Genomic DNA, 23,528 nt, shown 5'->3' on the forward strand with positions numbered 1-23,528 from the left:
CGAATCAGACCTTCCGCTACCCCGAAACCGCCGTTAACCCGAGTTCGGTGCCCTGCCACCAACAGTTGCATGGTTGCACCGCTCCGCCCGTCTGATTAATGTCGCGCTCGGGCGTTGGGGGACGCCGAGCCATGACCACGGTCTTTCGCCGCATTTTGGCCGTCGCGGCCGCGGGCGGTCTGCTCACCGGCTGCGAGTCGCTGTCGAGCTTCCAGATGCCGAGCTTCGGGCTCGGCGGACCGGCCACCACGGCCCTGAACCTGGAGAGCGATCCACCGGGCGCCGAGGCCAAGCTGTCGGGCGGTGGCAGCTGCCGCACGCCCTGCACGCTGCCGGCGCCGCTGGTCGGCGACATGACCGTGAGCTTCGCGCTGCCGGGCTACCAGCCGACGACGATTCCGGTCCGGGCCGTGCAGACGCCGAGCACGGCCGAGAACGGCTTCGCCGCGAGCACCGTGACGCTCGATCCGAATCCGATCTTCGTCGAGCTGCAGGCGGTGGCGCCGCCGCCGCCGGCCAAGCGGCGCCGGCCGACCGCGCAGCGCGCCCGCACGTCGCAGCCCTCGGCGGCCCGCCCGCCGCGCGCCTCGGTGCCCGCGGCGGCGCCCGCTCCGGCCGCCCCGGCGGCGCCCGCCACCATCGCCCCGGCGACGCCACTGCCGCCGCAGTGAGGCGCACCCGCCGTGCGGGCCGCCCCGGCGGCGCCGCCGGTCACGGTCGGCCGGCCCTTCGGCAAGAACGAAAGAGCGGCCGCGCGACGCTTGACAGGCCCGGTCCCGACGGCTACTTCGCCCAGACGGTTCGGGCCGCACCCGAACTTTTCGGACCTCGGTCCGAACGGTTCGGCGAGCCGGATTGTTCGGCGGGTCGAGCAGGTTCGGGACACCGAACAGGACGGCCTTCGGCCGACCAGGCGGGCGCTTAGCTCAGCGGGAGAGCACATCCTTCACACGGATGGGGTCGCAGGTTCAATCCCTGCAGCGCCCACCATCTGGCCCGCCGCCAGTCCACGCTTTGCTGTCAGATCGCCCGCTTTGGCTTTGACGTTGCCGTTTGCTCGCGCGACCTCCTCAGGTGCGCGCGAAGCTCATTTCGTGGTCATGGCCGCGCTTGTCCCGACCATCCCCGACCGCCCGCACTTCACCCGAAAAAGCCGTGGATGGCCCTGACTGGCGCGGCCATGACGGCCAGACCTGACGACAGGTGCAACGCCGTATGCGGCGTTCTGACTCGAACACCGCTCAGACCGGCGTCGCCGCCGGCATCACCCGCCCTACGGCCGCCTCGACCTCGGCGAGGCCGCAGGGGGCGCCGTGGTCGCCGAGCGTGACGATCGGGCCCGTGCCGGTCGGGCCGGTGAGCGAGGGGCGGCTGCCGACGAAGATCGACACCAGCGGCACGCCGAGCGCGGCGGCGAGATGCAGGAGGCCGGTGTCGACGCCGACCACCAGGGTCGCCCCGGCGATCAGCCGCGCCACCTGGTCGAGCGGCCGCCGATCCGGCACCCGGGCCGACGGCATCGCGGCGGCGAGCCGCTCGGCCCGCACCTTTTCGGCCGGCGTGCCCCAAGGCAGAACCAGATCGAGGCCGCGCGCCGCCAGCGTGGCGCCGAGCGCGATCCAGTCGGCCTCGGGCCATTCCTTCGCGGGCCGCGCCGTGGCGTGCAGCAGCACCGCATAAGGCCGCGGCGCCGGGTCGGCGAGCGCGGCACGGCCGAGCCCGTAGTCGGCCTCCCCGTCCGGCGCGTAGCCGAGCGCCGCGGCGGTGAGCAGCCGGTTGCGGGCGACGGCGTGGAGATCGCGGGCGACGGCGTGGCGGACGTCGTAGCTCAGCGTCGCGAGTCCTTCGCGGGCACTGGAAAAATCGTAGCCGTGACGCTCGCCGCGGGCGATCCGGGTGAGCACGGCGGTGCGCAGCAGGCCCTGCGTGTCGATCACGGTGTCGAAGCGGCGCTCGCGCAGGTCGCCGAAGAAGCGGCCGATCTCGGCCCAGGTCGCGCCCTCGTTAAGCCGCCGTCGCCAGCGCCGCCAGGCGACCGGCACCACCGCGTCGACGCCGGGATGCAGGCCGGCGAGCGGTGCGAACGCCTCCTCGACGAGCCACACCAGGCGGGCCGACGGCAACGCTCGGCGCGCGTCGGTGACGGCCGGCATGTGATGCACCACGTCGCCGAGCGACGAGGTCTTGATGAACAGGACGTCGGCCATGAAACCTCGGCCATGAAACCATCGGGCCCGGCGGGCCTCTCCGACGGGCGGGTCCGGCGGAGCGCGGTTCTCATAACCGGGGCCGGCGCGCTTGTCATGCGGACCCGACCACGCCCCCTCCCCTGGTCGGGGCGCCGCGGCGCCGATATGGATAGGCGATCGCGGCAACGAAAGGACTGCGCATGAGCGTTCTGGTGACCGGCGGCGCCGGCTATATCGGCAGCCACATGGTGCATGCCCTGGTCGACGCCGGCGAGCCGGTCGTGGTGCTCGACAATCTTTCCACCGGCTTTCGCGCCGCCGTGCCGGAGGCCGCGACGCTGGTGACGGGCGACACCGGCGACGCCGCGCTGGTGTCGCGGCTGATCGCCGAGCACGGCGTGGACTCGATCATCCACTTCGCCGCCTCGATCGTCGTTCCCGAGTCGGTCGCCGAGCCGCTGAAATACTACCGCAACAACACCGCCAACACGCGCAGCATGATCCAGTGCGCGGTCGAAGGCGGCGTGAAGCACTTCATCTTCTCGTCGACCGCGGCCGTCTACGGCAACCCGGCCCAGGTGCCGGTCGCCGAGGATGCGACGCTCGCGCCGATGTCGCCCTACGGCTCGTCCAAACTGATGAGCGAGATCATGCTGCGCGACGCGACGCTGGCGCACGGCCTCGGCCACGTGATCCTGCGCTACTTCAACGTCGCCGGCGCCGACCCGGCGATGCGCACCGGCCAGTCGACGAAGAACGCCACCCATCTGATCAAGGTCGCGGTCGAGACGGCGCTGGGGTTGCGCGACAAGATGGACGTGTTCGGCACCGACTATCCGACCCCGGACGGCACCTGCGTGCGCGACTACATCCACGTTTCGGATCTGGTCTCGGCGCATGCCGACGCGCTTCGCCATCTGCGCGCCGGCGGGCCGTCCGAGACGCTCAACTGCGGTTACGGCCGTGGCTTCTCGGTGCTCGACGTGATCGAGACCGTGAAGGCGGTGGCCGGCGTCGACTTCCGCGTCGACCGCGCGGCGCGCCGGCCGGGCGATCCGGCCGTGATCGTCGCCGCCTCCGACCGGGCGCGAGAAGTCCTCGGCTGGCAGCCGCGCCACGACGACCTGAAGACCATCGTCCGCCACGCCCTCGACTGGCAGCGGAAACTCGGCACGGCGCCGAGGTGATTTCGGGTCGTTCCGGGGCGGCGCGCCGGCGCCGAGCCCGGACCCCATACGCCCTGTCTCTCGTATGCCACCGGCACGGGGGCTATGGATGTCCGGCCCGCGGGCTTCGCTCATGCCCGGAACGACCATGCCGAGGGTGGCGCCGAGGGAATCCGCTCCGGCTTGGCGCGAGCCGGTTGCGCCGACTACGATGCGGCCCGGAAACGCTCGAATGCCCGAGAGACGCCCCATGACCCGTTCTCTGCACGCCCGCCCGCTCGCCGCCACCCTGCGCACCTCCACCCTGCGCTCCGCCACCCTGCTCGGTGGCGCCCTGCTCGGCATCGCTCTGCCGCTCGCAGCCGGCCCGTCCCGGGCCGCCGAGCCGGCCGTCGTGACCACCAAGTCGATGAGCCCCGAGACGGCGCTGGAGCTCGCCCGCGCGGCGCTCGACGCCTGCCGGCAGCGCGGCTTCCAGGTCGCGGTCGCCGTGGTCGACCGTTCCGGTGCCCTCCAGGTGATGCTGCGCGACCGCTACGCGGGACCGCACACACCGGCGACCGCCACCGGCAAGGCATGGACGGCGGTGAGCTTCCGCACCAACACGACCGAGCTGGTCGGCATGACCCAGCCCGGAATGCCGCAAGCCGGCGTCCGCGCCCTGCCGGGCACCGTCGTGCTCGGCGGCGGGCTCATGGTGGAGGGCGGCGGCGCGCTGCTCGGGGCGATCGGCGTCTCGGGCGCGCCGGGCGGCGAAGCGGACGACGCCTGCGCCAAGGCCGGCCTCGAGGCGATCCGCGACAAGCTCGACCTGTGAGGTGCGGCGCGGTCCACCTGGTTCCGCTCCCTGTTCAACCGGGAAAAGGGTCTATACGCTGGACCGGGATGATCGTCGACAGGGTGGGGTCGGGGCTCGTGATTCGTGCCGCCGCTGCGTGGAGCCCAACCGGGGCGGAGCGAGGCGGCCGGCCGTGCGTGGGAGCCTCACCGGGAGCATCGTGATTGCCTCGACCGTGACGATGCCGGCGGCGGCCGTGATCGGCGCGGCATTCCATAGTGCCTGTGGCCTTTTCATCCGAGGATCTCTGTTGGCCCGTCGACATCTCGCGGAGACACCGAAACGTCCACTGCAATATGCGGCCGTGCCGTATCGACGGACCGCCGAGGGCGGGACCGAGGTGCTGCTGCTGACCTCGCGCGAGACGCGGCGCTGGGTGATCCCCAAGGGCTGGCCGATCCGCGGAAAGAAGCCGCACGACTCGGCCGCCCGCGAGGCGCGCGAGGAGGCCGGCATCGTCGGCCGCACCGGCCGCGAGGCGATCGGCAGCTATCGCTACGACAAGCGGCTGAAGAGCGGCGCGGCGACCCGCTGCAAGGTCGAGGTGTTTCCGCTCGCCGTCACGGGACAGCGCAAGCGGTGGCCCGAGAAGGGCCAGCGGACGCTGCGCTGGTTCACGCTGTCGGAGGCGGCCCGGGCCGTGCAGGAGCCGGGCCTGCGCAAGCTCCTGCGCCAGCTCGATCTGCTGCTGCCGGACACGGCCGACAGCGAGGCGTGACGCCACCGGCTGCGATCTCGGCGCCCCCCGGCGGCGGGCGGTACGGCCGGTCCGGGCCCTCTCCGAATGCGGCGAAGCCGACCGGCGAATGTCGGCAAGAATACGCAATTGCGCCCTATATCCGAACCCGGCCCGTGCGAGATCGGCGCCGATGCGCGACGGACCACCACCCGGCCCGGCGCGCGCCCGGAGTTCGTCATGTCTCGTGCTGGTGCGTTCTGTTTCTGTGAGTTCCGCGCGATTCGGCCCGTCCTGGTCGCCGGCCTGTCGATCCTCCTCGCCACGACCGCCCTTCTCGGCCCCCCACCGGCCGCCGCCGCCCCGGACTGTCTCGCCGCGCCCGACGGCACCCCGACCGAGGGCCGGCGCTGGTTCTACCGCCTCGATCACGCCAACAACCGCAAGTGCTGGTACCTGAAGGCGCCCGGCGACAGCCGCGCGGCGCCGTCCCCGAGCCCCGAGGCGACCGGCGGCATCGCCTCCGCACCGGTGCCGGCGACCCCACTCCCCGCGACGCCGCTCACAGCCGCGCCGCCCGCCGACGCGCCGGTCCAGGCGGCGACCGACACGGCCGCGAGCGGTGCACCGGCCGCAGAACCGGCGGGACGCTCCGCGAGGCCGCTCGACGACGCCGCGCGCGACGCGCTCTATCGCGAGTTCCTCGCGTGGCGGCTGCAACAGCCCGCCGATTAGGCAGCGCCGGCGGCTGCCCGCGTTGACGGCCCCGGCGCGTGTGATATGGGCGGATCGCCGAAACGACCGGCCGTCCGACCGACCGGCCGGATGCCCCCGCCACCCTCACCGAGACGTCTTCATGAGCGCGCGCTACGTGATCGATCCTGCCCCCCAGGCCACCCTCGCGGTCGCCGGATCGGACCAGCTCTTCCCGGTCCGCCGCATCTGGTGCGTCGGCCGCAACTATGTCGAGCACATCCGCGAGATGGGGCAGGACGAGCGCGAGCCGCCGTTCTTCTTCGCCAAGCCGGCCGACGCCGTGGTGCCGGACGGCGCCACCGTCCCCTACCCGCCGCTGACCAAGGACATGCATCACGAGGTCGAGCTGGTCGTCGCGCTGAAGGGTGGCGGCCGCAACATCAGGACCGACGATGCGCTCGGCCTCGTCTACGGCTACGCGGTCGGCATCGACCTCACCCGCCGCGACCTGCAGATCGCGTCGCGCAAGATCCAGCGGCCGTGGGAGATCGGCAAGGCGTTCGACGCCTCGGCGCCGTGCGGCGCGCTCAAGCCCGCCTCCGAGATCGGCCACCCCTCGAAGGGCCGCATCACCCTCGCCTGCAACGGCACGCTGCGCCAGGACGGCGATCTCGAGCAGATGATCTGGAACGTGCCCGAGGTGATCTCGAAGCTCTCCGAGATGGTCGCGCTCGCGCCCGGCGACATCATCATGACCGGCACGCCGGCAGGCGTCGCCGCGACCGTCGCGGGCGACACGCTGGAGTGTGCGATCGAGGGCGTCGGAACGCTGACCGTGAAGATCGGCGCGCCGCTCGGCTGAGTCGTTCGAGACCGCCACGGCGGCAGCATGGCCGGACCGGGGCGGTCCACCGGAACCACCCGAATTGGTGAACGTGTCCGTCATCCGTTTGGGGCGAATTGCGCGGACCGGCACAGCGGTCTCGTAAGGGGTGCCGGCTATAACCCGTCGCAGAGACGGCGCTCTCCCGGCGGGCCGAAAAGCCCCGCCGGGAGAGCGGTCCTCGAGCGGTGCCGCGCGGTGGATCGTCCACCCGACGGACCGTCGTTCGACAGGGATGAAGTGCCTTGCGCCCACAGCGTATCGCCTTGGACGCGGCGTTCCGCCGCCGCGCCGACAACGACAACCGTCGCGAGCCCTGCGGAACCAGGCTCGCGCGCCGCAACGTTCTCGCCAGCCGGACCGTCGTGGCCTGCGCGACCGGACTGATCACGACCGATCGCGAGATCTTCTTCGCGGCCGAGCACGCCTGGGCGGCGGAGCGCCTGCTCGACGCGATCGGACGCCAGGACTTCTCCGGCTGGGCGGCCGGCGACGAGGGCACGAGCCCGCATCGCTGGCGCCTCGCACGACGCCGCCTCGAGCTGCATCTGCTGCCGCACGCGACCGCCTTCGAGGCGCTGCTGCGCGACGAGTTCGACCGCCTGTGGACCGAGATCGCCGCCCCGGCGGCGGCCGACTGCGCGGCGTGACGGAGCCCTCGCCCTCATGGTGAGGAGCGCTCCGAAGGAGCGCGTCTCGAACCATGAGGCCGCCTCCGCACACAACCTTCAGGCCGGCAACCGTGGCCGCATGGTTCGAGACGCGGCCTGCGGCCGCTCCTCACCATGAGGAGCGACACAGGGGAACGCCCACCGGAATGACTAGCTCGGATCTCCCGCGCCCGCCGTCCCTCACGGGAACAGCGCCACCTGGTCGATCGCCAGCGTCTCGGGGAAGCCGAGCATCAGGTTCATGTTCTGCACGGCCTGACCCGACGCGCCCTTGACCAGATTGTCGAGCGCGGCGCCGACGATGGCGCGGCCCGGCCGGCGGTCCTTGGCGACCCCGATGAAGGTCATGTTGGAGCCGCGCACATGGCGCGTGTGCGGCATCTCGCCGAACGGCAGCACGTGCACGAAGGGCTCGTCCCGATAGGCCTCGGCGAGGATCGCGTGGAGCTGCTCCGGCCCCTTCCCGGCGGTGCCGCGGACATAGATGGTCGAGAGAATGCCGCGGTTCATCGGCACCAGATGCGGCGTGAAGGTCGGCACGACGGTGCGCCCGGCCGCCTTGGAGAACTCCTGGTCGAGCTCGGCCATGTGGCGGTGATGACCGACGCCGTAGGCGTTGAAGCCCTCCGACACCTCGGAGAACAGCATCGCCTCCTTGGCGGCACGGCCGGCGCCGGTCATGCCCGACTTGGCGTCGATGACGATCTCGTCCGTGTCGATCGCCCCGGCCCGGATCAGCGGAATCAGCGGGAGCTGTGCGCAGCTCGTGTAGCAGCCCGGATTGGCGACCAGGCGGGCGCCCTTGATCTCGTCCCGGTAGACCTCGACCAGCCCATAGACGGCCTCGCGCTGCAGCGCCTCGGCTTGGTGGGCGTGGCCGTACCAGCGCGCATAGGCCTCCGGATCGGAGAGCCGGAAGTCGGCCGAGAGATCGACCACCTTGGTGTTCGGCGCCGTCTCGAGCAGCGTCGCGATCACGGCCTGGGTCGTCCCGTGCGGGAGCGCGCAGAACACGAGGTCGAGCCCGGCGCTCGGCCAGTCGATCGCATCGATCGCGACGAGGCGCGGCAGCGCATAGGGCGAGAACTGCGGAAACACGTCCCGCATCGCCTGGCCGGCGCGGCGGTCGGCCGTCAGGAGGGCGATGTCGACGCGCGGGTGGCGCAGCAGCAGGCGCAGCAGCTCCGAGCCCGTGTAGCCCGAGGCGCCGAGAATGCCGATGTTCGCCTTGTCCGCCATGACCTGTCCTTCCGCGGTCCGGTGATTTTCAGTGCGGCGGACACATAGCCCCTCGCGGGGTCAGCGGAAAGACCCCGCGCAACGCGGGGCGGCCGTGCGGAATGCGCCACGGCTGGCCGTTCCGGGGCGCGCAGGCTGCGCGAACCCGGAATCCGGCCCAGACGATGGTGCTCGTCGGAGCATTCCGGGTCCGCGAGCCTTCGGCTCGCGCCCCGGAACGACGGCGAGACGACCACTGATTCCGTGGTCGGAGCGTGCGCTCCCGTCAGAGCGACGGGTTCCAGGCGACCGGCACCAGCCGATAGCCGGTCCCGTCCTTCTCCACGAAGCCGGTCGCCGGGAACGGGAAGTGGAAGCCCTGCACCTGCATCTTCTCGGCCGCCGCCATGTCGTAGACGCGGCGCCGAGTCGCCTCGGCCTGGGCGGCGTCCATGTCGAACATCACGTGCCAGCCGGGATTGCGCAGGAACAGCGCCGGATGGTTGGTCACGTCCGACTGCACCAGCACCTTGCGGTCGCCGGAGGCGAGCACGAAGGAGGTGTGGCCCGGCGTGTGGCCCGGCGTCGCGATCGGCGTGACGCCGCTCACCACCTCCTTGTCGTGCGGATAGCGCGTGACCTTGTCGCCGAACCCGCCGAACACCCGGCGGGCGTTCTTGAAGTTGCCCTCGACGCCGCTGCCGGCCGGCGCCTTGGCCATGTTGGCGTCGTTCATCCAGAACGCCCACTCGGCCTCCGGCACCAGGATCTCGGCCTTCGGATAGAGCGGCTTGCCGTCGGCGGTCAAAAGCCCGTTGATGTGGTCGCCGTGGAAGTGGGAGATGATCACGGCGTCGACCGCCTCCGGCGCGATGCCGGCCGCGGCGAGATTGCGCGCGTACTGGCCGACCGCGCCCTTCGACTGCTCGAACGCCGCCGGGCCGTTACCTGGATCGATCAGCACCACCCGGCCGCCGGTGCGCACGGCGAGCGGGTTGAACACGATCGTCATCTGGCCGGGCGTCATGTAGGCGGCCTGGAGCGCCGCGTCGATCTGCTCCTTGCCGGCGTTCTTCACGAAGCCGTCCGGCAGCGGGAAGCTCCGCGCGCCGTCCGGCACCACGGTCACCTCGAGGCTGCCGAGCTTGTAGCGGTAGAACCCGGCGGCCGGCCCGGCCGCCGCCGGCGTGTCCGCGAGCGCGGGCGCCGCCGCGATCGGCAGGCTGGCGCCGGCCGCGCCGAGGGCGGCGCCGGCCATCACGTTGCGTCGGGACATCTCGCTCATCCTCTTCTCCATGCTCGGGGGTCGTCATGTTTCGGGGGTGGTCGTCGGGAAAACTCTGGGGATCGAGGGGCGGCGGGTGGGCCGCACGGCCGCACCCCTCTTACGCCGGCAGGGCGGACGCGCGCACGACACGGGCGATCACGCTCCGGTGAACCACTTGAGACCGAGCGCGCCAGGCACCAGCAGCACGGCGGCCCAGACGAAGGCAGAGGAGAAGTTGGCCGCCTGGAAATGCCACCACGGCATCACGAAGATGCCGGCGACCAGCGGCACCGAGGCGCGCAGCGGCCCGAAGAAGCGGCCGATGAAGATCGCCGCCACGCCGAACTTCTTGATGAAGGCCTCGCCCTTGGGGAGCAGCTCGGGATGGCGCGACAGCGGCCACACGTGCGCGACCCTGTCCTTGAAGGTGAAGCCGAGCCAATAGGACACCCAGTCGCCGAGCGCGGCGCCGACCGCCGCCGCCACCCAGATCGGCCAGAACTCCAGCCCGCCGAGCCCGACCAGCGCCCCGATGCCGATCAGGGCCGCCCAGGCCGGAACGATCAGGGAGAAAAAGGCGAGCGATTCCGCGAACGCCAGGAGGCCGACCACCGGGGAGGCCCACATCTGGTTGTCGCGCACGAAGTCGATCAGGCCTTGGGTGTACTGTTCCAGCATGTCCGGGAAGAGATGGGAGCCGAGCATGGGCCTGGGTAGGTTCCCGGATGCCGGAGCGTCCGCGGCAGCGTGACGCGGACCGCGTCCGCCCCGGGGTCCGGCGGGACGCCGCGCCTCGGTCGCGACGTTCGCACGGGCGCCGCAGCTTGTCACGCGACGCGGCGCCGCGGCAGATGAACGGCCCGGCGCGACCGCATCCCGCAAAGGCTGCGACGCAACGGGATCGACCGCTCTGCGCGTGCCGCGGCGTTGGTGCCACACCTTCGCCGCCTCCCATGGCATAGTGCGGCGATCCCGATTCGGCCGGTTCCGCCGCCGCCGCGCAGGATGCGCAGGCGCCGGAGCCGCCGTCCGATCCGTCCTTGCGACCCGTCCGTGCGACCGAAGAGACCGACCCGTCCGATGGCCAAGCCCGCCCAGAAGCCCGCGCCCAAGACCTCCGCCGACGATCTTTTCGCCGGCGCCGCTTCCGCCGCAGGCGGCCCGGCCGCCCGCCGCCCGGAGCCGGCCAAGCCGGAGCCGCCGAAGCCCGAGCCGCGCCGCGCACCGGCCGGCGCCGGCGGCGACGGCACCTACACGGCGCACGACATCGAGGTGCTGGAGGGGCTCGAGCCGGTGCGGCGCCGCCCCGGCATGTATATCGGCGGCACCGACGAGCGGGCGCTGCATCACCTCTTCGCCGAGGTGATCGACAACTGCATGGACGAGGCGCTGGCCGGCTTCGCCACCTTCATCGAGGTGACGCTCGGCGCCGACGGCTTCCTCACCGTGACCGACAACGGCCGCGGCATCCCGGTCGACCCGCACCCGAAGTTCCCGAAGAAGTCCGCCCTCGAAGTGATCATGTGCATGCTGCACGCCGGCGGCAAGTTCGACTCCAAGGTCTACGAGACCTCGGGCGGCCTGCACGGCGTCGGCATTTCGGTCGTCAACGCGCTGTCCGAGGCCTTGGAAGTCGAGGTGGCGCGCGGCGGCCAGCTCTATCGCCAGACCTTCGCCCGCGGCAAGCCGCAGGGCGGGCTCGAGTCGCTCGGCAAGATCAACAACCGCCGCGGCACCAAGGTGCGGTTCAAGCCGGACCCGCAGATTTTCCCGAAGTCGAGGTTCAGCCCGCAGCGCCTGTTCAAGATGGCGCGCTCGAAGGCGTACCTCTTCGGCGGCGTCGAGATCCGCTGGCGCTGCGACCCGAGCCTGCTGGCCGGCCTCGACGGCGTGCCGGCCGAGGAGACGTTCCACTTCGCCGGCGGGCTCAAGGACTATCTCGCCAACGCGGTCGAGGGCCAGACGCTGGTCCATCCGGATCTGTTCACCGGGTCGAGCGGCCGGCCCGGCCAGAACGGCGCCGTCGAGTGGGCGATCGCCTGGACGGCCGACGGCGACGGCTTCGTCTCCTCCTACTGCAACACGATCCCGACGCCTGAAGGCGGCACCCACGAATCGGGCCTGCGCGCGGCGCTGCTGCGCGGCCTCAAGGACCACGCCGAGCGCGTCGGCCAGGGCAAGCGCGTCGCCGGCGTCTCGTCCGACGACGTGATGAACGGCGCCGGCGTGATGCTCTCGGTGTTCGTGCGCGAGCCCGAGTTCCAGGGCCAGACCAAGGACCGGCTCGCCACCGTCGAGGCGAGCCGCATCGTCGAAGGCGCCGTAAAAGACCAGTTCGACCACTGGCTCGCCGGCAACCCCAACCAGGCCAACAAGCTGGTCGACTGGGTGGTGGAGCGCGCCGAGGAGCGGCTGCGCCGCCGCCAGGAGAAGGAGATCGCCCGCAAGTCGGCGGTCAAGAAGCTGCGGCTGCCCGGCAAGCTCGCCGACTGCACCGGCACGGCGACCGAGGGCTCCGAGATCTTCATCGTCGAGGGCGACTCGGCCGGCGGCTCGGCCAAGCAGGCGCGCGACCGCGCGACCCAGGCCGTCCTCCCGTTGCGGGGGAAGATCCTCAACGTCGCCTCGGCCGGCAAGGATAAGCTCGCCCAGAACCAGCAGCTCGCCGATCTCGTGCTGGCGCTCGGCTGCGGCACCGGGGCGAGCTATCGCGACGAGGATCTGCGCTACGAGAAGGTGATCGTGATGACGGACGCCGACGTCGACGGCGCCCACATCGCCTCCCTGCTGATCACGTTCTTCTACCGGCAGATGCCGCAGCTCATCGAGAGCGGCCACCTCTATCTCGCGGTGCCGCCGCTCTATCGCCTGTCGCACGGCGGCAAGACGTTCTACGCCCGCGACGACAAGCACAAGGACGAGATCCTGGCGAAGGAGTTCCGCTCCAACGCCAAGGTGGAGATCGGCCGCTTCAAGGGCCTGGGCGAGATGATGCCGCACCAGCTGAAAGAGACGACCATGAACCGCAAGACCCGCACGCTCTTGCGGGTCAAGCTCCTGGCCGAGGACCGCTCCGACACGGCCAAGTCGGTCGAGCGCCTGATGGGCACCAAGGCCGAGACCCGCTTCGCCTTCATCCAGGAGCGCGCCGAATTCGCCTCCGAGGACATGCTCGACGTGTGAGGAGTAGAAATTTCCGAAAAGTGCAGATATCCTGAGCTAAACTTTCAAGGTGCGCTAATGTTGACACGACTCCGCTTTGAGAACTTCAAGTCTTGGAAGCGGGTCGACATCACCCTCGCCCCGCTCACAGCGTTTTATGGAGCAAATTCTTCCGGAAAGAGCAGCATCATTCAATTCCTGCTAATGTTGAAGCAGACAAAAGATTCTCCAGATAGGTCTCTTTCTCTTGACTTCGGAAGCGCCGACTCACTGGCGGACCTAGGCTCATTTCTGGACACCGTTTACCAACACAACAGCGAAGCAAGTATAAGCTGGCGTCTTCACTGGAAGATGCAGCAAGAACTCCGAATCGCAGATCCCTCGGGGAAACGTAGCGAAGCCCTATTCAACGGAAGTGAGATAGCAATTGCATCTGCCGCTCGCCTACGGAATAGGAACGTAGTGAGTGAATCGTTAGAATATGATTTTTCCGGTGCACGCTTTGTACTTAGGCGCGAGAAGGAGCGCCCCGGATTTCAATTAGAGGCCCGCTCTGCAAGCGACTTCCGATTTGTTCGAACTCTCGGACGCAAGTGGGATCTACCCGGACCTACCAAATCCTATGCTTTTCCAGATCAAGCACGTACTTACTTCCAGAATTCACAGTTTCTGAGTGAATTTGAAACTGCATATGTCGGGCAAATGGACGCCATTCTACATCTCGGACCACTGCGTGACTTTCCAAGACGGCAGTATATTTGGGCGGGATCAAGCCCCAATGACGTCGGGCGACGCGGGGAAAGAACCATCGACGCCGTCTTGGCTGCGACAGCCAGAAATGAGCAACGCAACCTTCGCCCAAGAACCAGACTTAAACCATTTCAAGAAATGATAGCATGGTGGCTAAAAGAGATCGGATTGATCAGCAGTTTTAAAGTCACAGAAGTGGCTGACGGCAGCGGCTTGTATCGCGCAACAGTGAAACGCGACCCCAAGTCAACGGAAGCGCTTATTACTGACGTTGGATTTGGCGTTTCACAGGTACTTCCAGCATTGGTTCTGCTTTATTACGCTCCTGAGGGCTCAACAATAATTCTAGAACAACCAGAAATACACCTGCATCCTGCCGTGCAGGCGGCTTTAGCCGATGTTATTATAACGACGATTAAAAGTCGGAACGTTCAAGTTATCATCGAAAGCCACAGCGAACATTTACTGCAAAGAATTCAGAGAAGAATTGCTGAGGGAAAAGACTCCCCCTATCCTATGCTCTCAGAGCAGGATGTTAAAATCTATTTTTGCCAGACGACCGACGGAAAGTCGGAGGTTGATGAACTTAAGGTTAATCTCTTTGGCTCCATTGAGAACTGGCCCGACGACTTCTTTGGCGACCAACTTGGTGAGATCGCTGCGCGACAAGAAGCCGCAATAAAGAAACAACGAGCCGCCGAATGAAGGGTTACGTAGTCGATGAAAACGTCGCCATTGTTGCAAATGACCAAAGTTCAGGGAAGCCGAGAGCCCCGCAAGCAAATACAGCGTGCCGGTTGGCATGCATCAAAAAGATCCGAGAGATTGTAAAGGGCAGACTAGTTTTCATTGATTCGAATGGCGCAATGCTGAATCATTACAAGAAGCACCTTAGCAGGAAAGGTCAAACTGGAGTTGGTGATCTGTTTTTCAAGCATTTGTGCGACAATGAGTTCAACCGCAAGAAGATCAGGCGAATCGATCTTGAGAGACTGGACGATGGCGCTTATGCGGCCCTATCGATTTACCCGAGTCTGCTAAAGTTTGATCCTGCGGATCAAATCTTCGTTGCGGTTGCGCTGACGGCACCAGAAAAGCCTGCGATAATTAATGCAGTCGATAGCGACTATAAGCAATTTGCCTCGGCACTCTTGAATGCGGGCGTGGTCGTCGAAGAGCTTTGTGAAGATTGCATCAAAACATTGCCTTCGAAGCAGCGGGGCTAATGCGGAATGGTCAGCTCGTGATCTCGGCGCACTTCAACCCAGGGCAATCGCATATGGAACTTTTCGATTCTATTCGTGCGCTGAGGCGGCGCCCCAGATTCTAAAATTTCGCGCCGACCACGCTTTCGATTCTTATCGTGTGCCGAGCGCCTGAAACCGAGCCATATGCGATCCCCCTGCACTTCAACCACGGATGTCGTTTCGCGTAACTCGGGATATGTCGTCGTCCGTGAAGAAAGGCTCTGGACGCCAGTTCAGGCGTAGGGTGGGTCGAGGGCGGCGTGGAGGATGGCGGCCCAGAGGGCACGCAAAATCCGCTCGAACCATCGCAGGAGGAGTCGGAAGTTGAAGCCGACGGCGGCGAGGAGCGCGTTGGCGCGATCGCCGTCGCGGCCTTTGAGGTGGTTACGGCCCAGGCGGTGCTCGGCCTTCAGGTGTCCGATGACCGGCTCGATGGCGGCGCAGCGCGACAACTGGCGGCTGATCGGCCGCGGCCAGGGCATCCACTGGCCCGACCTCGACGAGGACGTGTCGGTCGCGAGCCTGTTGAAGGCGAGCTGAGAGTTCGTCGTAGGGTGGGTGGAGCCGCAGGCGATACCCACCGATACGGCAGCGCTCCGAGATGATGGGTATCGCCTGCGGCTCCACCCATCCTACGGGCTGCGGGCGCGGCGACGCGGGAGGCGCCCCGCCCTCACCGCCGCATCAGAGCGAACACACCCCAGCCCAGATACTCGCGGGTGAATGCGGCGTAGCGTTCGGGCTCGGTGGTCAGGAGGGACCGCACCTCGGCGGCGAGTTCGTCGTCCGGATTGGCGTCGAGCCAGCGGCGCATGGTGAGCCATTTGGCGGCTTCGTAGCGGTCCCAGCCGTCCTGGTCGGCCAGCATCATCTCGACAACGTCGCAGCCGAGCCGGCCGAAGGAGGCGAGCAGGTCCGGCAGCAGCAGGAAGTCGGAGATCGCGCCGGCGAGGCAGCGCCGGGCGACGTCGTCGCTCGGCGGCAGCCGGCGCCAGTAGGGCTCGCCGATCAGCATGATGCCGCCGTCGCGAAGACTCCGGTCCAGAAGCGCGATCGTGCCGGCGACGCCACCGCCGATCCAGGTGGCGCCGACACAGGCCGCCACGTCGACCTTCTCGGCGGCGACATGGCCGGCCGCGTCGTCATGCACGAAGGTCACGCGATCGGCGACGCCGAGCTCCGCGGCACGGCGACGCGCCTGCGCCGTGAACACCGAGCTCATGTCGATGCCGGTGCCGACGATGCCGTGATCGCGCGCCCAGGTGCAGAGCATCTCCCCCGAGCCGCTGCCGAGGTCGAGCACGCGGGCGCCCGGCTCGAGCCGCAGCGCCGCGCCGAGCACGGCGAGCTTGTCGGGGGTGATCGGATTGTGGATGCGGTGGGCGCTTTCGGTGATGTTGAAAATACGAGGGATGTCCACCGGGACGCACTCCTTCACCGCGATCCGATCGAGCCCGACCAGACGCGCGCCAGCCGTGGGTCGCGAACATGCCGGATCATGACACCGGCCAGCGCCGGTGCGCCGTCCGTAACCCGCGCGAACCCGCGGCGGAATGCGGGGCATTACGGCATCGGCGAAGAGAGCCGGCTGCGGCTCGTCCGACCGGTCCGCCCGCGCATCATGCGACATCACGACTGCAAACCCGCGGCCCCGGCCGACGTCACACCGCCTCCTGCTAAACGCCCGGCTTTCCCTTGTGGCGCCGGTGGCCGTCACCGGCCATCCAGTCGTCGATCTCGTCGAACCGTCGAACCCCCACGGGCCGCTGGCGCGGCACTCTCGTTATCCGTCGCATCACTGGTCCACACCGGTATTCGGACCGAAAAACGCACGATCCGCCAAAACGTGACGCCCGCCGGAAGGGCGGGCGTGTTCGGTCCGGTATATGGGGGCTCACGGCGACATTTCGACGGCAGGGTGCCGCAACCCTGCTGCGCGCCACCCGCTGGGATTAAGTGAGATTAGGCGCACAATCATTGCGCGCAACAGCGTCCGATGCCCGTCTTCACCGTTGGTTAACCATGATTTTTCACCGTGCGTTAACCATTCTTCTCAACCCTTTGTTAACCATGACGCGGCTTCGATCGCGATCGCCGGCCGGTCTCTGCTGCGGACCCGGCACCGCGGAGCGCCAGCCATGGCTTCGAAAAAGTACCCGCCGCCCCGCCCCGCCGTGGTGGCTGCGGTGCGGCTGCAGGAGGCCGGGCGGCTCGCCGAGGCCGAGCAGGCCCTGATCGCGGCGCTGCGCGACGACCGGACCGACTTCTACGCCCTCCACCAGCTCGGGCTGATCTGCTGCGACCGTAAGAGGTTCGCCGACGCCGTGCTGCTGCTCGCGACCGCGGTGGAAGCGCGGCCCGATTCGCCCGAGGCCCTGTGCAACCTGGCGCTGGCGCTGCGCGGCCTCGGCCGGCTCGACGAGGCGGTCGCCGCCTGCGACGCGGCGCTGGCGCTCGCCCCCGACCACACCGCCGCCCACCACAATCGCGGCAACGCGCTGCTCGATCTCGACCGCCCGGCCGAGGCCGCCGCCGCGCACGAGCGCGCCGTCGCCCTCGATCCGAAGAACGCCGAGTCGCTCTACGGGCTCGGCAACGCGCTGCGCGAGCTGCACCGCTTCGACGCCGCGATGGACTGTTACGACAAAGCCCTGAGCCTCGCGCCGCAGCGCTCCGACATCCGCTTCAACGTCGCCCTCTTGAATCTATTGACCGGCCGGCTGCGCGAGGGCTTCGCCGGCTACGCCCACCGGCTGGAGAAGCCGGAGTTCGCCGAGCTGCGCGGCCGCTTCGCGGCGCCCGCCTGGGCGGGCGAGCCGGTCGAAGGACGCTCCATGCTGCTGCATCCCGAGCAGGGCGCCGGCGACGTCATCCAGTTCGTGCGCTACGCCCCCCTGTTGGCAGCCCGCGGCGCCCGGGTGATCTGCGCCGTGACGGCGCCGCTGAAGCCGTTGATCGATAGCCTCGCCGGGCCATCCATCCAGGTGACGGTGTGGGACCGCACCGCCCCGCCGGCGCACGACCTGCACTGCCCCTATCTCAGCCTGCCGGCCGGTTTCGGGACGACCCTCGACACGATCCCGGCCTCCGTGCCGTATCTCGCCGCCGCGCCGGCGCGGATCGCCGCGATGGCGGACCGAATCGCTGCCGCGGTGGCCGCGGCCGGGACCGTGCCGGGGGCGGGCAGCGGCGCCCCGGCGGACGTGCCGCGGCTGCGGGTCGGCCTCGTCTGGGCCGGCAACCCGGCCTTCGCCAACGACCGCCATCGCTCGATCCCGCTCACCACGCTGGCCCCGCTGCTCGGACTGCCGGATATCGACTTCATCAGCCTGCAAAAAGACTTGCGGGAGGGAGATGAAGCCTTTCTCCAGCACCACGGGGTGGCCCGGCTCGGCCCGGACCTCGCCGACTTCGCCGCCACGGCGGCGGCGGTCCAAAACCTCGACCTGGTGATCACGGTCGACACTGCCGTCGCCCACCTGGCCGGGGCGCTGGGGCGACCGGTGTGGATCCTGCTGCCGTTCTCGCCCGACTGGCGGTGGCTGACCGGGCGTACCGATTCGCCCTGGTACCCGACCGCGCGCCTCTTCCGCCAGCCGGCGCTCGGCGACTGGGCGAGCGTCGCCGTGACCCTGCGCACCGCCTTGGCAGAGCTCCGGGCGACGCCCCGGATCGACACTGCAAGCGCCTGAGATCCCTGTCGCTTTTTTCCCCGATCACGGTCCGGTGTGATGCCCGCCATGGCCCTCGCGGGCGTCATGCCGAGCGGTTAGCCTGCGGCGGCCGTCGGAGCCGACCGACTATCGCCCGACGTTGCCTCGGACACCGTGCATTCCCAGAGGAGACCCCCATGTCCTTCCATCGTCGTCAGTTCCTCGTCGGCGGCGCGGTCGCGGCCGCCGCCCTGCTCGGCTCCCGCGCGGCGTTCGCCCAGACCACGTCGAGCCCGCCGGCCGGCCCGTTCAAGCTCGATCCGCTGCCCTATGCGAACGATGCACTCGCCCCGCACATCGATGCGCGGACCATGGAGATCCATCACGACCGCCATCACCAGGCTTATGTGAACAACCTCAACGCCGCCGTGAAGGACCACGGCCAAGTGGCTCAGATGTCATTGAAAGACATTCTGGCGAAGCTCGGCGAGATGCCCGAGGCGATCCGCACGGCGGTGCGCAACAACGGCGGCGGCCACGCCAACCACACGATGTTCTGGCAGGTGATGGGGCCGAACGGCGGAGCCCCCTCCGGGGCGCTGGCCGAGGCGATCCAGCGCGACCTCGGCGGACTCGACAAGCTGAAGAGCGACTTCAACGGCGCCGGGGCGCGCGTCTTCGGCTCGGGCTGGGTGTTCGTCACGGTGACGCGCGACGGCAAGCTCGCGCTCGAATCGCGGCCGAACCAGGACACGCCGCTGATGGACGGCAAGATGGTCCTGTTCGGCAACGACGTATGGGAGCACGCCTATTACCTCACCTACCAGAACCGCCGGCCCGACTATCTGGCGGCGTGGTGGAACGTGGTGAACTGGGGCAAGGTGGGCGAGCGCTACGCGGCCGCGGCGGCCGGCACGCTGACGCTCTGACGACGCCCCTCCGCCGCGCGACGGCGTGCATATTTCGAACATGGCGAGTCCCGTCCGGGCGGGACTTGCTTTACACTTGCGCTCCGGATGGGGTGGATGGGGAGCGGCCCGGGCCGCCAACGAGCGAGGTTCCGATGTCGAGGGGTCCGGCTGTCACGCGGTGGTTCGAACGCGGGTCTCAATCCGGACGAGCATCGGCCGCGGCCGTGCTGGTGCTGCTCGCCGGCGTCGCCCTGCCCGGTGGTTCCGCCGCCGCGCAGACCGCGGCCGGCTGCGCCCCCTATTGCGACTTCCGGCACTACTACGGAACCTACGATTACACCTATGTCCAGCGCGGCGTGTATTGCGCGCCGATCTGCGACGCCTTCGGAAACTGTGTGCCGGCCAAGACCTGCGTGCGCGCCCCGAACGCGATCCCGACCACGGCCACCGTGACCTACATCGACCCGACCATCGCGACGCCCGGCGTGGTCGGCCCGCGCCGGACGGTGCGCGCGACCGCGGCCCGTTCGGCGACGGTGCGGGTGCGGCCCTATCGGCCGCAGCGCTGACGCTCGCGCACATCGCAGGACGGCCGACGCGGAACCGCGTCCCCGAGAAGCCGAACGCCCCGCGGGGCGGGGCGTTCGGAGGTCGTGCCTGCCGTCGACGATCGCCGGGCGATGATCAGTCGTCGCGATAGACTCGTTCGCGCCGCTCGTGCCGCTCCTGCGCTTCGAGCGACAGGGTGGCGATGGGGCGCGCCTCGAGGCGCTTGATGGAGATCGGCTCGCCGGTCTCCTCGCAGTAGCCGTAGGTGCCGTCCTCGATCCGCTGCAGCGCCGCGTCGATCTTGGCGATCAGCTTGCGCTGGCGATCACGCGCCCGAAGCTCGATGGCCCGCTCCGTCTCGGACGAGGCACGGTCGGCGAGGTCAGGATGATTCTGGTTCTCGTCCTGCAGGTGCTGAAGTGTTTCCTTCGCTTCCCGCAGAATATCGTCCTTCCATGAGAGCAGCTTGTTACGGAAGTACTCGCGCTGCCGCTCGTTCATGAAGGGTTCTTTGTCCGTAGGTCTGTAGATCCCGTTCGTTTCCAGGCGCATGACACGCTCACTCCCACGCGGCCATCCCGTTTCCTTCCCGATCGACTTCTCTGGTCGATTCATCGGCGGATGCGCACGCTATATACAAGCGTTGCGACATAACGACAACAACAGTTTGGATTAATCCGGCCGCCGATCGATCAGTAAAGTATATGTCGGATCGACAAGGAGATGCGCCGGGGAGCCCGGCTCCGGCGCGCTTCCGCGATACCGCCTGGACGCCGTTCGTCGCAGGATTGAATTACCACCGAGGCGCGAGTTGTTTCGCGGTGCGGCGAATCGGCTCGATTCGCCCCCTGTCGGTCACGTTCGGATGGTACGGACCGCCGTCACACGCCGCCGAGCGGCTTGAGCTTGGCGAGCTCGACCTCCACCCGAAGCTCGATCTCGGCGAGGACGCCGTCGAGGCCGGGGTCGCCGGTCGTCTCCTTGAGCCCGGCCGCGATGGCGGAGAGCCGGGCCAGGATGGCCGGATCGAGATTGCCGGCGAGGAGCGCGAGCTTCATCTCGTCGAGCACGTCGAGGGCGGAGCGGCCGCGGACCACGGCGCGGCGGCGCCGTTCGGTGGCGTCCTCGACGCCCTGCAGGGCGAGCAGCGCGTCGATGCCGCCGAGCATGCGGGCCGCGCCGCTCGCCGAGGAACCGTGCGGCCCGTCGGTGTCGGGCAGCGAGAAGCGGCCGGAGCCGGAGCGCCGCACCGTGGTGCCCGGCGTCGTCGAGGTGGGTCCGGTGGGGCCGGTGATGCGCATGGTCCGTCGAGTCCTCCGAGACTCGCGACGTGTCGAGGCTCGCGACAATTCAGCGCCGCAATGGTTAACGCGCCGTTAAGGCTCGGCAATTCCTGCCGGGTCGGCCCCGCCGACGGCCCATTCCTTCCCGGCCCGACCCGCAGGCGCCGAAATTTTCGACAATGATTTCAACAGTTAACGAATCCACACCGGCTGGCACGCTCCTCGCAATGCAGCCTCCGTCACGCCGTCCGAGGAGCATGCGATGCGGACCCTTCTCCACTGCGCACTGGCCGCGATCACGCTCGCCGCGACCCTCTTCGCAGGGCCACCGGCCGGCGCCACGTCGCGCATCAAGGATCTCGCCAATGTCGAAGGGGTCCGCCAGAACCAACTGATCGGCTACGGCCTCGTGGTCGGCCTGCAGGGCACCGGCGACACCATCAACAACTCACCCTTCACCAAGCAGTCGCTGCAGGCGATGCTGGAGCGGCTCGGCGTCAACATCCGCGGCCAGACGCTGCGCACCGGCAACGTCGCCGCCGTGATGGTGACGGCGAACCTGCCGCCCTTCTCGACCCAGGGCACGCGCGTCGACGTCACCGTCTCGGCGCTCGGTGACGCCAAGAGCCTGCAGGGCGGCGTTCTCGTCATCACGCCGCTGCTCGCCGCCGACGGCAACGTCTACGCGGTGGCGCAGGGCTCGCTCGCCATCGGGGGCTTCATGGCCGAGGGCGAGGCCGCCAAGATCGTGCGCGGCGTGCCGACCGTCGGCCGCATCGCCAACGGCGCCATCATCGAGCGCGAGATCGAGTTCGCGCTGAACCGGCTGACCCAGGTGCGGCTCGCCCTGCGCAATCCGGACTTCACCACGGCCAAGCGCATCGCCGCCGCGATCAACGACTTCCTGGCGATGCCGGTGGCCGAGCCGATCGATCCCTCGACCGTGCAGCTGAGCGTGCCGAAGGAGTACACCGGCAACGTCGTCGCCATGCTGACCGAGATCGAGCAGCTCCAGATCGAGCCCGACCAGCTCGCCCGCATCATCGTCGACGAGCGCTCCGGCATCATCGTGATGGGCCGCGACGTGCGCGTCTCCACCGTGGCAGTGGCGCAGGGCAACCTCACCGTGACGATCACCGAGTCGCCGGAGGTGAGCCAGCCGGCGCCCTTCTCCGAAGGCCGCACCGTCGTGGTGCCGCGGACCAACGTCACGGCGAACGAGGACGGCCACAAGCTCGCGGTGGTGCGGGAGGGCGTGTCGCTGCAGCAGCTCGTCGACGGGCTCAACGCGCTCGGCATCGGCCCGCGCGACCTGATCGCCATCCTGCAGGCCATCAAGGCGGCCGGCGCCATCCAGGCCGACCTGGAGGTGATGTGATGAGCGCGGCGAGCATCCCCGCCTCGGCCACGCTGACGGCCGATCAGATCAGGTCCGGCGGCCTGCCGGTGTTCGCCGGCGGCGCCAGCCGCACGGCACCGGCCAAGACGGGAGCCGAGAAAGCCTGGGCCCAGGCCCAGGATTTCGAAGCGATGTTCCTCAACCAGATGATGCAGACCATGTTCGCCGGCGTCGGCGAGGACGGCCCGCTCGGCAACGGCCCGGCAACCGGGATGTGGCGCTCGTTCCTGATCGACGAGTACGCCAAATCGACCGTCAAGGCCGGCGGCATCGGCATCGCCAAGCAGGTCTACGCACAGCTCCTGAACCAGCAGGACGCCGCCTCGGCGCGCGGCGCCGGCGCGGCTGCCGCGACGTACTCGGCCACCGCGACCTCGGCGACCACCTCGGCGACCACCTCGCCGATCGGCCCGCCGACCACCACGCAGACCACCACGACGAGCAAGGGGAGCGTCCAATGACCGATCAGGCCGTCGCCACGAGCCCGGAGACCGCGCCGCGGGCGATCACGTCCGTCGACGAGGCGCGCGACGTGATCCGCATGCTCGACGAGACCATCACGGCGCTCGTCGAGGTGATCGAGGAGGAGAACCGCCTGGTGCGCGCCGGGAGGCTGTCCGAGGTGGCGCGGCTCTCGCCGACCAAGACCGGCCATGCGCGCCGCTATCTCGCCGGCAGCCTGCGGCTGCGCGACAGCCTGCCACGACTGCGCGGCGCGCTCGGCGGCGAGCTCCCCGCCGTGAAGGCGCGCCACGCCGCCTTCCAGGATCGGCTGCAGAGCAATCTCACGGCGCTCGCCACCGCCCACGCGGTGTCGGAGGGCATCGTGCGCGGCGTCGCCGGCGAGCTCACCCGCAACGAGAGCCTGCAGACCTACGGCGCGTCGGGCCGCACGCCCCTGCCCGATCCGCGCAACATGAAGCCGCTCGCGGTCAGCCGGACGCTGTGATCGTCGGGACGCTCGGCTGAT

At 68.9% G+C, this 23,528-nt stretch carries 24 protein-coding genes, 1 tRNA gene and 1 pseudogene; 18 read left to right on the forward strand and 8 right to left on the reverse strand.

What is annotated here, in order from left to right:
• Positions 1 to 131: 131 nt before the first annotated feature.
• Positions 132 to 671 (forward strand): PEGA domain-containing protein, encoded by a 540-nt coding sequence (locus ACFSOX_RS18700; protein ID WP_378479338.1) that lies wholly within the window; start codon positions 132 to 134, stop codon positions 669 to 671.
• A gap of 244 nt (positions 672 to 915) precedes the next feature.
• Positions 916 to 990, forward strand: a tRNA-Val gene (locus ACFSOX_RS18705).
• A 251-nt stretch (positions 991 to 1,241) separates the two neighbouring features.
• On the opposite strand, the gene waaC is transcribed toward ACFSOX_RS18705, so the two are convergent.
• Positions 1,242 to 2,207: a lipopolysaccharide heptosyltransferase I gene (gene waaC, locus ACFSOX_RS18710; protein WP_378479339.1), complete on the reverse strand. Its 966-nt coding sequence runs from the start codon at positions 2,205 to 2,207 to the stop codon at positions 1,242 to 1,244.
• A gap of 182 nt (positions 2,208 to 2,389) precedes the next feature.
• On the opposite strand from waaC, the gene galE reads away from it, so the two are divergent.
• From galE to ACFSOX_RS18740, 6 genes are all read left to right on the forward strand, one after another.
• A complete protein-coding gene (gene galE / locus ACFSOX_RS18715; RefSeq protein ID WP_378479340.1) occupies positions 2,390 to 3,376 on the forward strand; it encodes a UDP-glucose 4-epimerase GalE in 987 nt (328 codons plus the stop codon).
• 229 nt (positions 3,377 to 3,605) lie between these two features.
• Positions 3,606 to 4,172: a GlcG/HbpS family heme-binding protein gene (locus ACFSOX_RS18720; protein ID WP_378479341.1), complete on the forward strand. Its 567-nt coding sequence runs from the start codon at positions 3,606 to 3,608 to the stop codon at positions 4,170 to 4,172.
• A gap of 325 nt (positions 4,173 to 4,497) precedes the next feature.
• Positions 4,498 to 4,911 carry an NUDIX hydrolase gene (locus ACFSOX_RS18725; RefSeq protein WP_378479342.1) on the forward strand — a complete coding sequence of 138 codons (414 nt, stop codon included), beginning with the start codon at positions 4,498 to 4,500 and terminating at the stop codon, positions 4,909 to 4,911.
• A gap of 198 nt (positions 4,912 to 5,109) precedes the next feature.
• Entirely contained in the window at positions 5,110 to 5,604 is a 495-nt protein-coding gene (locus ACFSOX_RS18730; protein WP_378479343.1) for a hypothetical protein, read from the forward strand.
• Positions 5,605 to 5,725: 121 nt separating this feature from the next.
• On the forward strand, positions 5,726 to 6,427 hold the full coding sequence (locus ACFSOX_RS18735; protein ID WP_378479344.1) for a fumarylacetoacetate hydrolase family protein: 702 nt from the start codon (positions 5,726 to 5,728) through the stop codon (positions 6,425 to 6,427).
• Between the two features lie 266 nt (positions 6,428 to 6,693).
• Positions 6,694 to 7,098 carry a hypothetical protein gene (locus ACFSOX_RS18740; protein ID WP_378479345.1) on the forward strand — a complete coding sequence of 135 codons (405 nt, stop codon included), beginning with the start codon at positions 6,694 to 6,696 and terminating at the stop codon, positions 7,096 to 7,098.
• Between the two features lie 201 nt (positions 7,099 to 7,299).
• Here ACFSOX_RS18740 and argC read toward each other — a convergent pair whose 3' ends face one another.
• The 3 genes from argC to ACFSOX_RS18755 all read right to left on the reverse strand — a co-directional run bounded on the left by argC (position 7,300) and on the right by ACFSOX_RS18755 (position 10,309).
• Positions 7,300 to 8,358, reverse strand: coding sequence for an N-acetyl-gamma-glutamyl-phosphate reductase (gene argC, locus ACFSOX_RS18745; RefSeq protein WP_378479346.1), 1,059 nt, complete (start codon positions 8,356 to 8,358; stop codon positions 7,300 to 7,302).
• A gap of 265 nt (positions 8,359 to 8,623) precedes the next feature.
• Positions 8,624 to 9,622 carry an MBL fold metallo-hydrolase gene (locus tag ACFSOX_RS18750; RefSeq protein ID WP_378479347.1) on the reverse strand — a complete coding sequence of 333 codons (999 nt, stop codon included), beginning with the start codon at positions 9,620 to 9,622 and terminating at the stop codon, positions 8,624 to 8,626.
• 138 nt (positions 9,623 to 9,760) lie between these two features.
• Positions 9,761 to 10,309, reverse strand: coding sequence for a DedA family protein (locus tag ACFSOX_RS18755; protein ID WP_378479348.1), 549 nt, complete (start codon positions 10,307 to 10,309; stop codon positions 9,761 to 9,763).
• Positions 10,310 to 10,684: 375 nt separating this feature from the next.
• Here ACFSOX_RS18755 and parE point away from each other — a divergent pair, with 375 nt between their 5' ends.
• The 3 genes from parE to ACFSOX_RS18770 are packed head-to-tail and all read left to right on the forward strand — an operon-like array spanning position 10,685 to position 14,742.
• Complete coding sequence (gene parE, locus ACFSOX_RS18760; protein ID WP_378479349.1) at positions 10,685 to 12,787, forward strand: DNA topoisomerase IV subunit B; 2,103 nt, start codon at positions 10,685 to 10,687, stop codon at positions 12,785 to 12,787.
• A 57-nt stretch (positions 12,788 to 12,844) separates the two neighbouring features.
• Positions 12,845 to 14,221: an AAA family ATPase gene (locus tag ACFSOX_RS18765; protein ID WP_378479350.1), complete on the forward strand. Its 1,377-nt coding sequence runs from the start codon at positions 12,845 to 12,847 to the stop codon at positions 14,219 to 14,221.
• Positions 14,218 to 14,742 carry a hypothetical protein gene (locus tag ACFSOX_RS18770; RefSeq protein WP_378479351.1) on the forward strand — a complete coding sequence of 175 codons (525 nt, stop codon included), beginning with the start codon at positions 14,218 to 14,220 and terminating at the stop codon, positions 14,740 to 14,742. Before ACFSOX_RS18765 ends, ACFSOX_RS18770 begins: the two co-directional genes overlap by 4 nt.
• A 254-nt stretch (positions 14,743 to 14,996) precedes the next feature.
• Here the strand turns inward: ACFSOX_RS18770 and ACFSOX_RS18775 are convergent.
• Positions 14,997 to 15,227 (reverse strand): annotated as a pseudogene (locus ACFSOX_RS18775) (IS5/IS1182 family transposase); the annotation flags it as partial.
• Between ACFSOX_RS18775 and ACFSOX_RS18780 the strand changes: the two are divergent.
• A complete protein-coding gene (locus tag ACFSOX_RS18780) occupies positions 15,196 to 15,303 on the forward strand; it encodes a DUF2442 domain-containing protein (protein WP_378479352.1) in 108 nt (35 codons plus the stop codon). The pseudogene ACFSOX_RS18775 and the gene ACFSOX_RS18780 overlap by 32 nt on opposite strands.
• 133 nt (positions 15,304 to 15,436) lie before the next feature.
• Here ACFSOX_RS18780 and ACFSOX_RS18785 read toward each other — a convergent pair whose 3' ends face one another.
• Entirely contained in the window at positions 15,437 to 16,183 is a 747-nt protein-coding gene (locus ACFSOX_RS18785; protein ID WP_378479353.1) for an SAM-dependent methyltransferase, read from the reverse strand.
• Between the two features lie 718 nt (positions 16,184 to 16,901).
• On the opposite strand from ACFSOX_RS18785, the gene ACFSOX_RS18790 reads away from it, so the two are divergent.
• From ACFSOX_RS18790 to ACFSOX_RS18800, 3 genes are all read left to right on the forward strand, one after another.
• Positions 16,902 to 18,455, forward strand: a complete 1,554-nt coding sequence (locus ACFSOX_RS18790) for a tetratricopeptide repeat protein (protein WP_378479354.1) — start codon at positions 16,902 to 16,904, stop codon at positions 18,453 to 18,455.
• A 158-nt stretch (positions 18,456 to 18,613) separates the two neighbouring features.
• Positions 18,614 to 19,345 (forward strand): superoxide dismutase, encoded by a 732-nt coding sequence (locus tag ACFSOX_RS18795; RefSeq protein ID WP_378479355.1) that lies wholly within the window; start codon positions 18,614 to 18,616, stop codon positions 19,343 to 19,345.
• A gap of 206 nt (positions 19,346 to 19,551) precedes the next feature.
• The gene (locus ACFSOX_RS18800; protein WP_378479356.1) at positions 19,552 to 19,896 is read left to right on the forward strand and encodes a hypothetical protein; all 345 of its coding nucleotides are present in this window, start codon (positions 19,552 to 19,554) and stop codon (positions 19,894 to 19,896) included.
• Between the two features lie 115 nt (positions 19,897 to 20,011).
• Here the strand turns inward: ACFSOX_RS18800 and dksA are convergent, their stop codons facing one another.
• Entirely contained in the window at positions 20,012 to 20,428 is a 417-nt protein-coding gene (gene dksA / locus ACFSOX_RS18805; protein ID WP_111356778.1) for an RNA polymerase-binding protein DksA, read from the reverse strand.
• 329 nt (positions 20,429 to 20,757) lie between these two features.
• Positions 20,758 to 21,177, reverse strand: coding sequence for a flagellar assembly protein FliX (locus tag ACFSOX_RS18810; RefSeq protein ID WP_378479357.1), 420 nt, complete (start codon positions 21,175 to 21,177; stop codon positions 20,758 to 20,760).
• 244 nt (positions 21,178 to 21,421) lie between these two features.
• Here ACFSOX_RS18810 and ACFSOX_RS18815 point away from each other — a divergent pair, with 244 nt between their 5' ends.
• The 3 genes from ACFSOX_RS18815 to ACFSOX_RS18825 are packed head-to-tail and all read left to right on the forward strand — an operon-like array spanning position 21,422 to position 23,507.
• Entirely contained in the window at positions 21,422 to 22,537 is a 1,116-nt protein-coding gene (locus ACFSOX_RS18815; protein WP_378479358.1) for a flagellar basal body P-ring protein FlgI, read from the forward strand.
• On the forward strand, positions 22,537 to 23,019 hold the full coding sequence (locus ACFSOX_RS18820; protein ID WP_378479359.1) for a rod-binding protein: 483 nt from the start codon (positions 22,537 to 22,539) through the stop codon (positions 23,017 to 23,019). Before ACFSOX_RS18815 ends, ACFSOX_RS18820 begins: the two co-directional genes overlap by 1 nt.
• Positions 23,016 to 23,507 (forward strand): hypothetical protein, encoded by a 492-nt coding sequence (locus ACFSOX_RS18825; RefSeq protein ID WP_378479360.1) that lies wholly within the window; start codon positions 23,016 to 23,018, stop codon positions 23,505 to 23,507. Before ACFSOX_RS18820 ends, ACFSOX_RS18825 begins: the two co-directional genes overlap by 4 nt.
• Positions 23,508 to 23,528: the final 21 nt, after the last annotated feature.

This window comes from Rhodoplanes azumiensis (assembly GCF_042682915.1).
GTDB lineage: Bacteria > Pseudomonadota > Alphaproteobacteria > Rhizobiales > Xanthobacteraceae > Rhodoplanes > Rhodoplanes azumiensis.

Bases quoted from the DNA above. Each gene is read 5' to 3' on its own strand.
- ACFSOX_RS18825 (WP_378479360.1), top strand. From the start codon at position 23,016: ATGACCGATCAGGCCGTCGCCACGAGCCCGGAGACCGCGCCGCGGGCG.
- argC (WP_378479346.1), bottom strand. From the start codon at position 8,358: ATGGCGGACAAGGCGAACATCGGCATTCTCGGCGCCTCGGGCTACACG.
- ACFSOX_RS18820 (WP_378479359.1), top strand. From the start codon at position 22,537: ATGAGCGCGGCGAGCATCCCCGCCTCGGCCACGCTGACGGCCGATCAG.
- ACFSOX_RS18790 (WP_378479354.1), top strand. From the start codon at position 16,902: ATGGCTTCGAAAAAGTACCCGCCGCCCCGCCCCGCCGTGGTGGCTGCG.
- ACFSOX_RS18720 (WP_378479341.1), top strand. From the start codon at position 3,606: ATGACCCGTTCTCTGCACGCCCGCCCGCTCGCCGCCACCCTGCGCACC.
- ACFSOX_RS18730 (WP_378479343.1), top strand. From the start codon at position 5,110: ATGTCTCGTGCTGGTGCGTTCTGTTTCTGTGAGTTCCGCGCGATTCGG.
- ACFSOX_RS18810 (WP_378479357.1), bottom strand. From the start codon at position 21,177: ATGCGCATCACCGGCCCCACCGGACCCACCTCGACGACGCCGGGCACC.
- ACFSOX_RS18815 (WP_378479358.1), top strand. From the start codon at position 21,422: ATGCGGACCCTTCTCCACTGCGCACTGGCCGCGATCACGCTCGCCGCG.
- ACFSOX_RS18750 (WP_378479347.1), bottom strand. From the start codon at position 9,622: ATGAGCGAGATGTCCCGACGCAACGTGATGGCCGGCGCCGCCCTCGGC.
- ACFSOX_RS18755 (WP_378479348.1), bottom strand. From the start codon at position 10,309: ATGCTCGGCTCCCATCTCTTCCCGGACATGCTGGAACAGTACACCCAA.
- dksA (WP_111356778.1), bottom strand. From the start codon at position 20,428: ATGCGCCTGGAAACGAACGGGATCTACAGACCTACGGACAAAGAACCC.
- parE (WP_378479349.1), top strand. From the start codon at position 10,685: ATGGCCAAGCCCGCCCAGAAGCCCGCGCCCAAGACCTCCGCCGACGAT.
- waaC (WP_378479339.1), bottom strand. From the start codon at position 2,207: ATGGCCGACGTCCTGTTCATCAAGACCTCGTCGCTCGGCGACGTGGTG.
- ACFSOX_RS18770 (WP_378479351.1), top strand. From the start codon at position 14,218: ATGAAGGGTTACGTAGTCGATGAAAACGTCGCCATTGTTGCAAATGAC.
- ACFSOX_RS18795 (WP_378479355.1), top strand. From the start codon at position 18,614: ATGTCCTTCCATCGTCGTCAGTTCCTCGTCGGCGGCGCGGTCGCGGCC.
- ACFSOX_RS18780 (WP_378479352.1), top strand. From the start codon at position 15,196: ATGGCGGCGCAGCGCGACAACTGGCGGCTGATCGGCCGCGGCCAGGGC.
- ACFSOX_RS18700 (WP_378479338.1), top strand. From the start codon at position 132: ATGACCACGGTCTTTCGCCGCATTTTGGCCGTCGCGGCCGCGGGCGGT.
- ACFSOX_RS18735 (WP_378479344.1), top strand. From the start codon at position 5,726: ATGAGCGCGCGCTACGTGATCGATCCTGCCCCCCAGGCCACCCTCGCG.
- ACFSOX_RS18765 (WP_378479350.1), top strand. From the start codon at position 12,845: ATGTTGACACGACTCCGCTTTGAGAACTTCAAGTCTTGGAAGCGGGTC.
- galE (WP_378479340.1), top strand. From the start codon at position 2,390: ATGAGCGTTCTGGTGACCGGCGGCGCCGGCTATATCGGCAGCCACATG.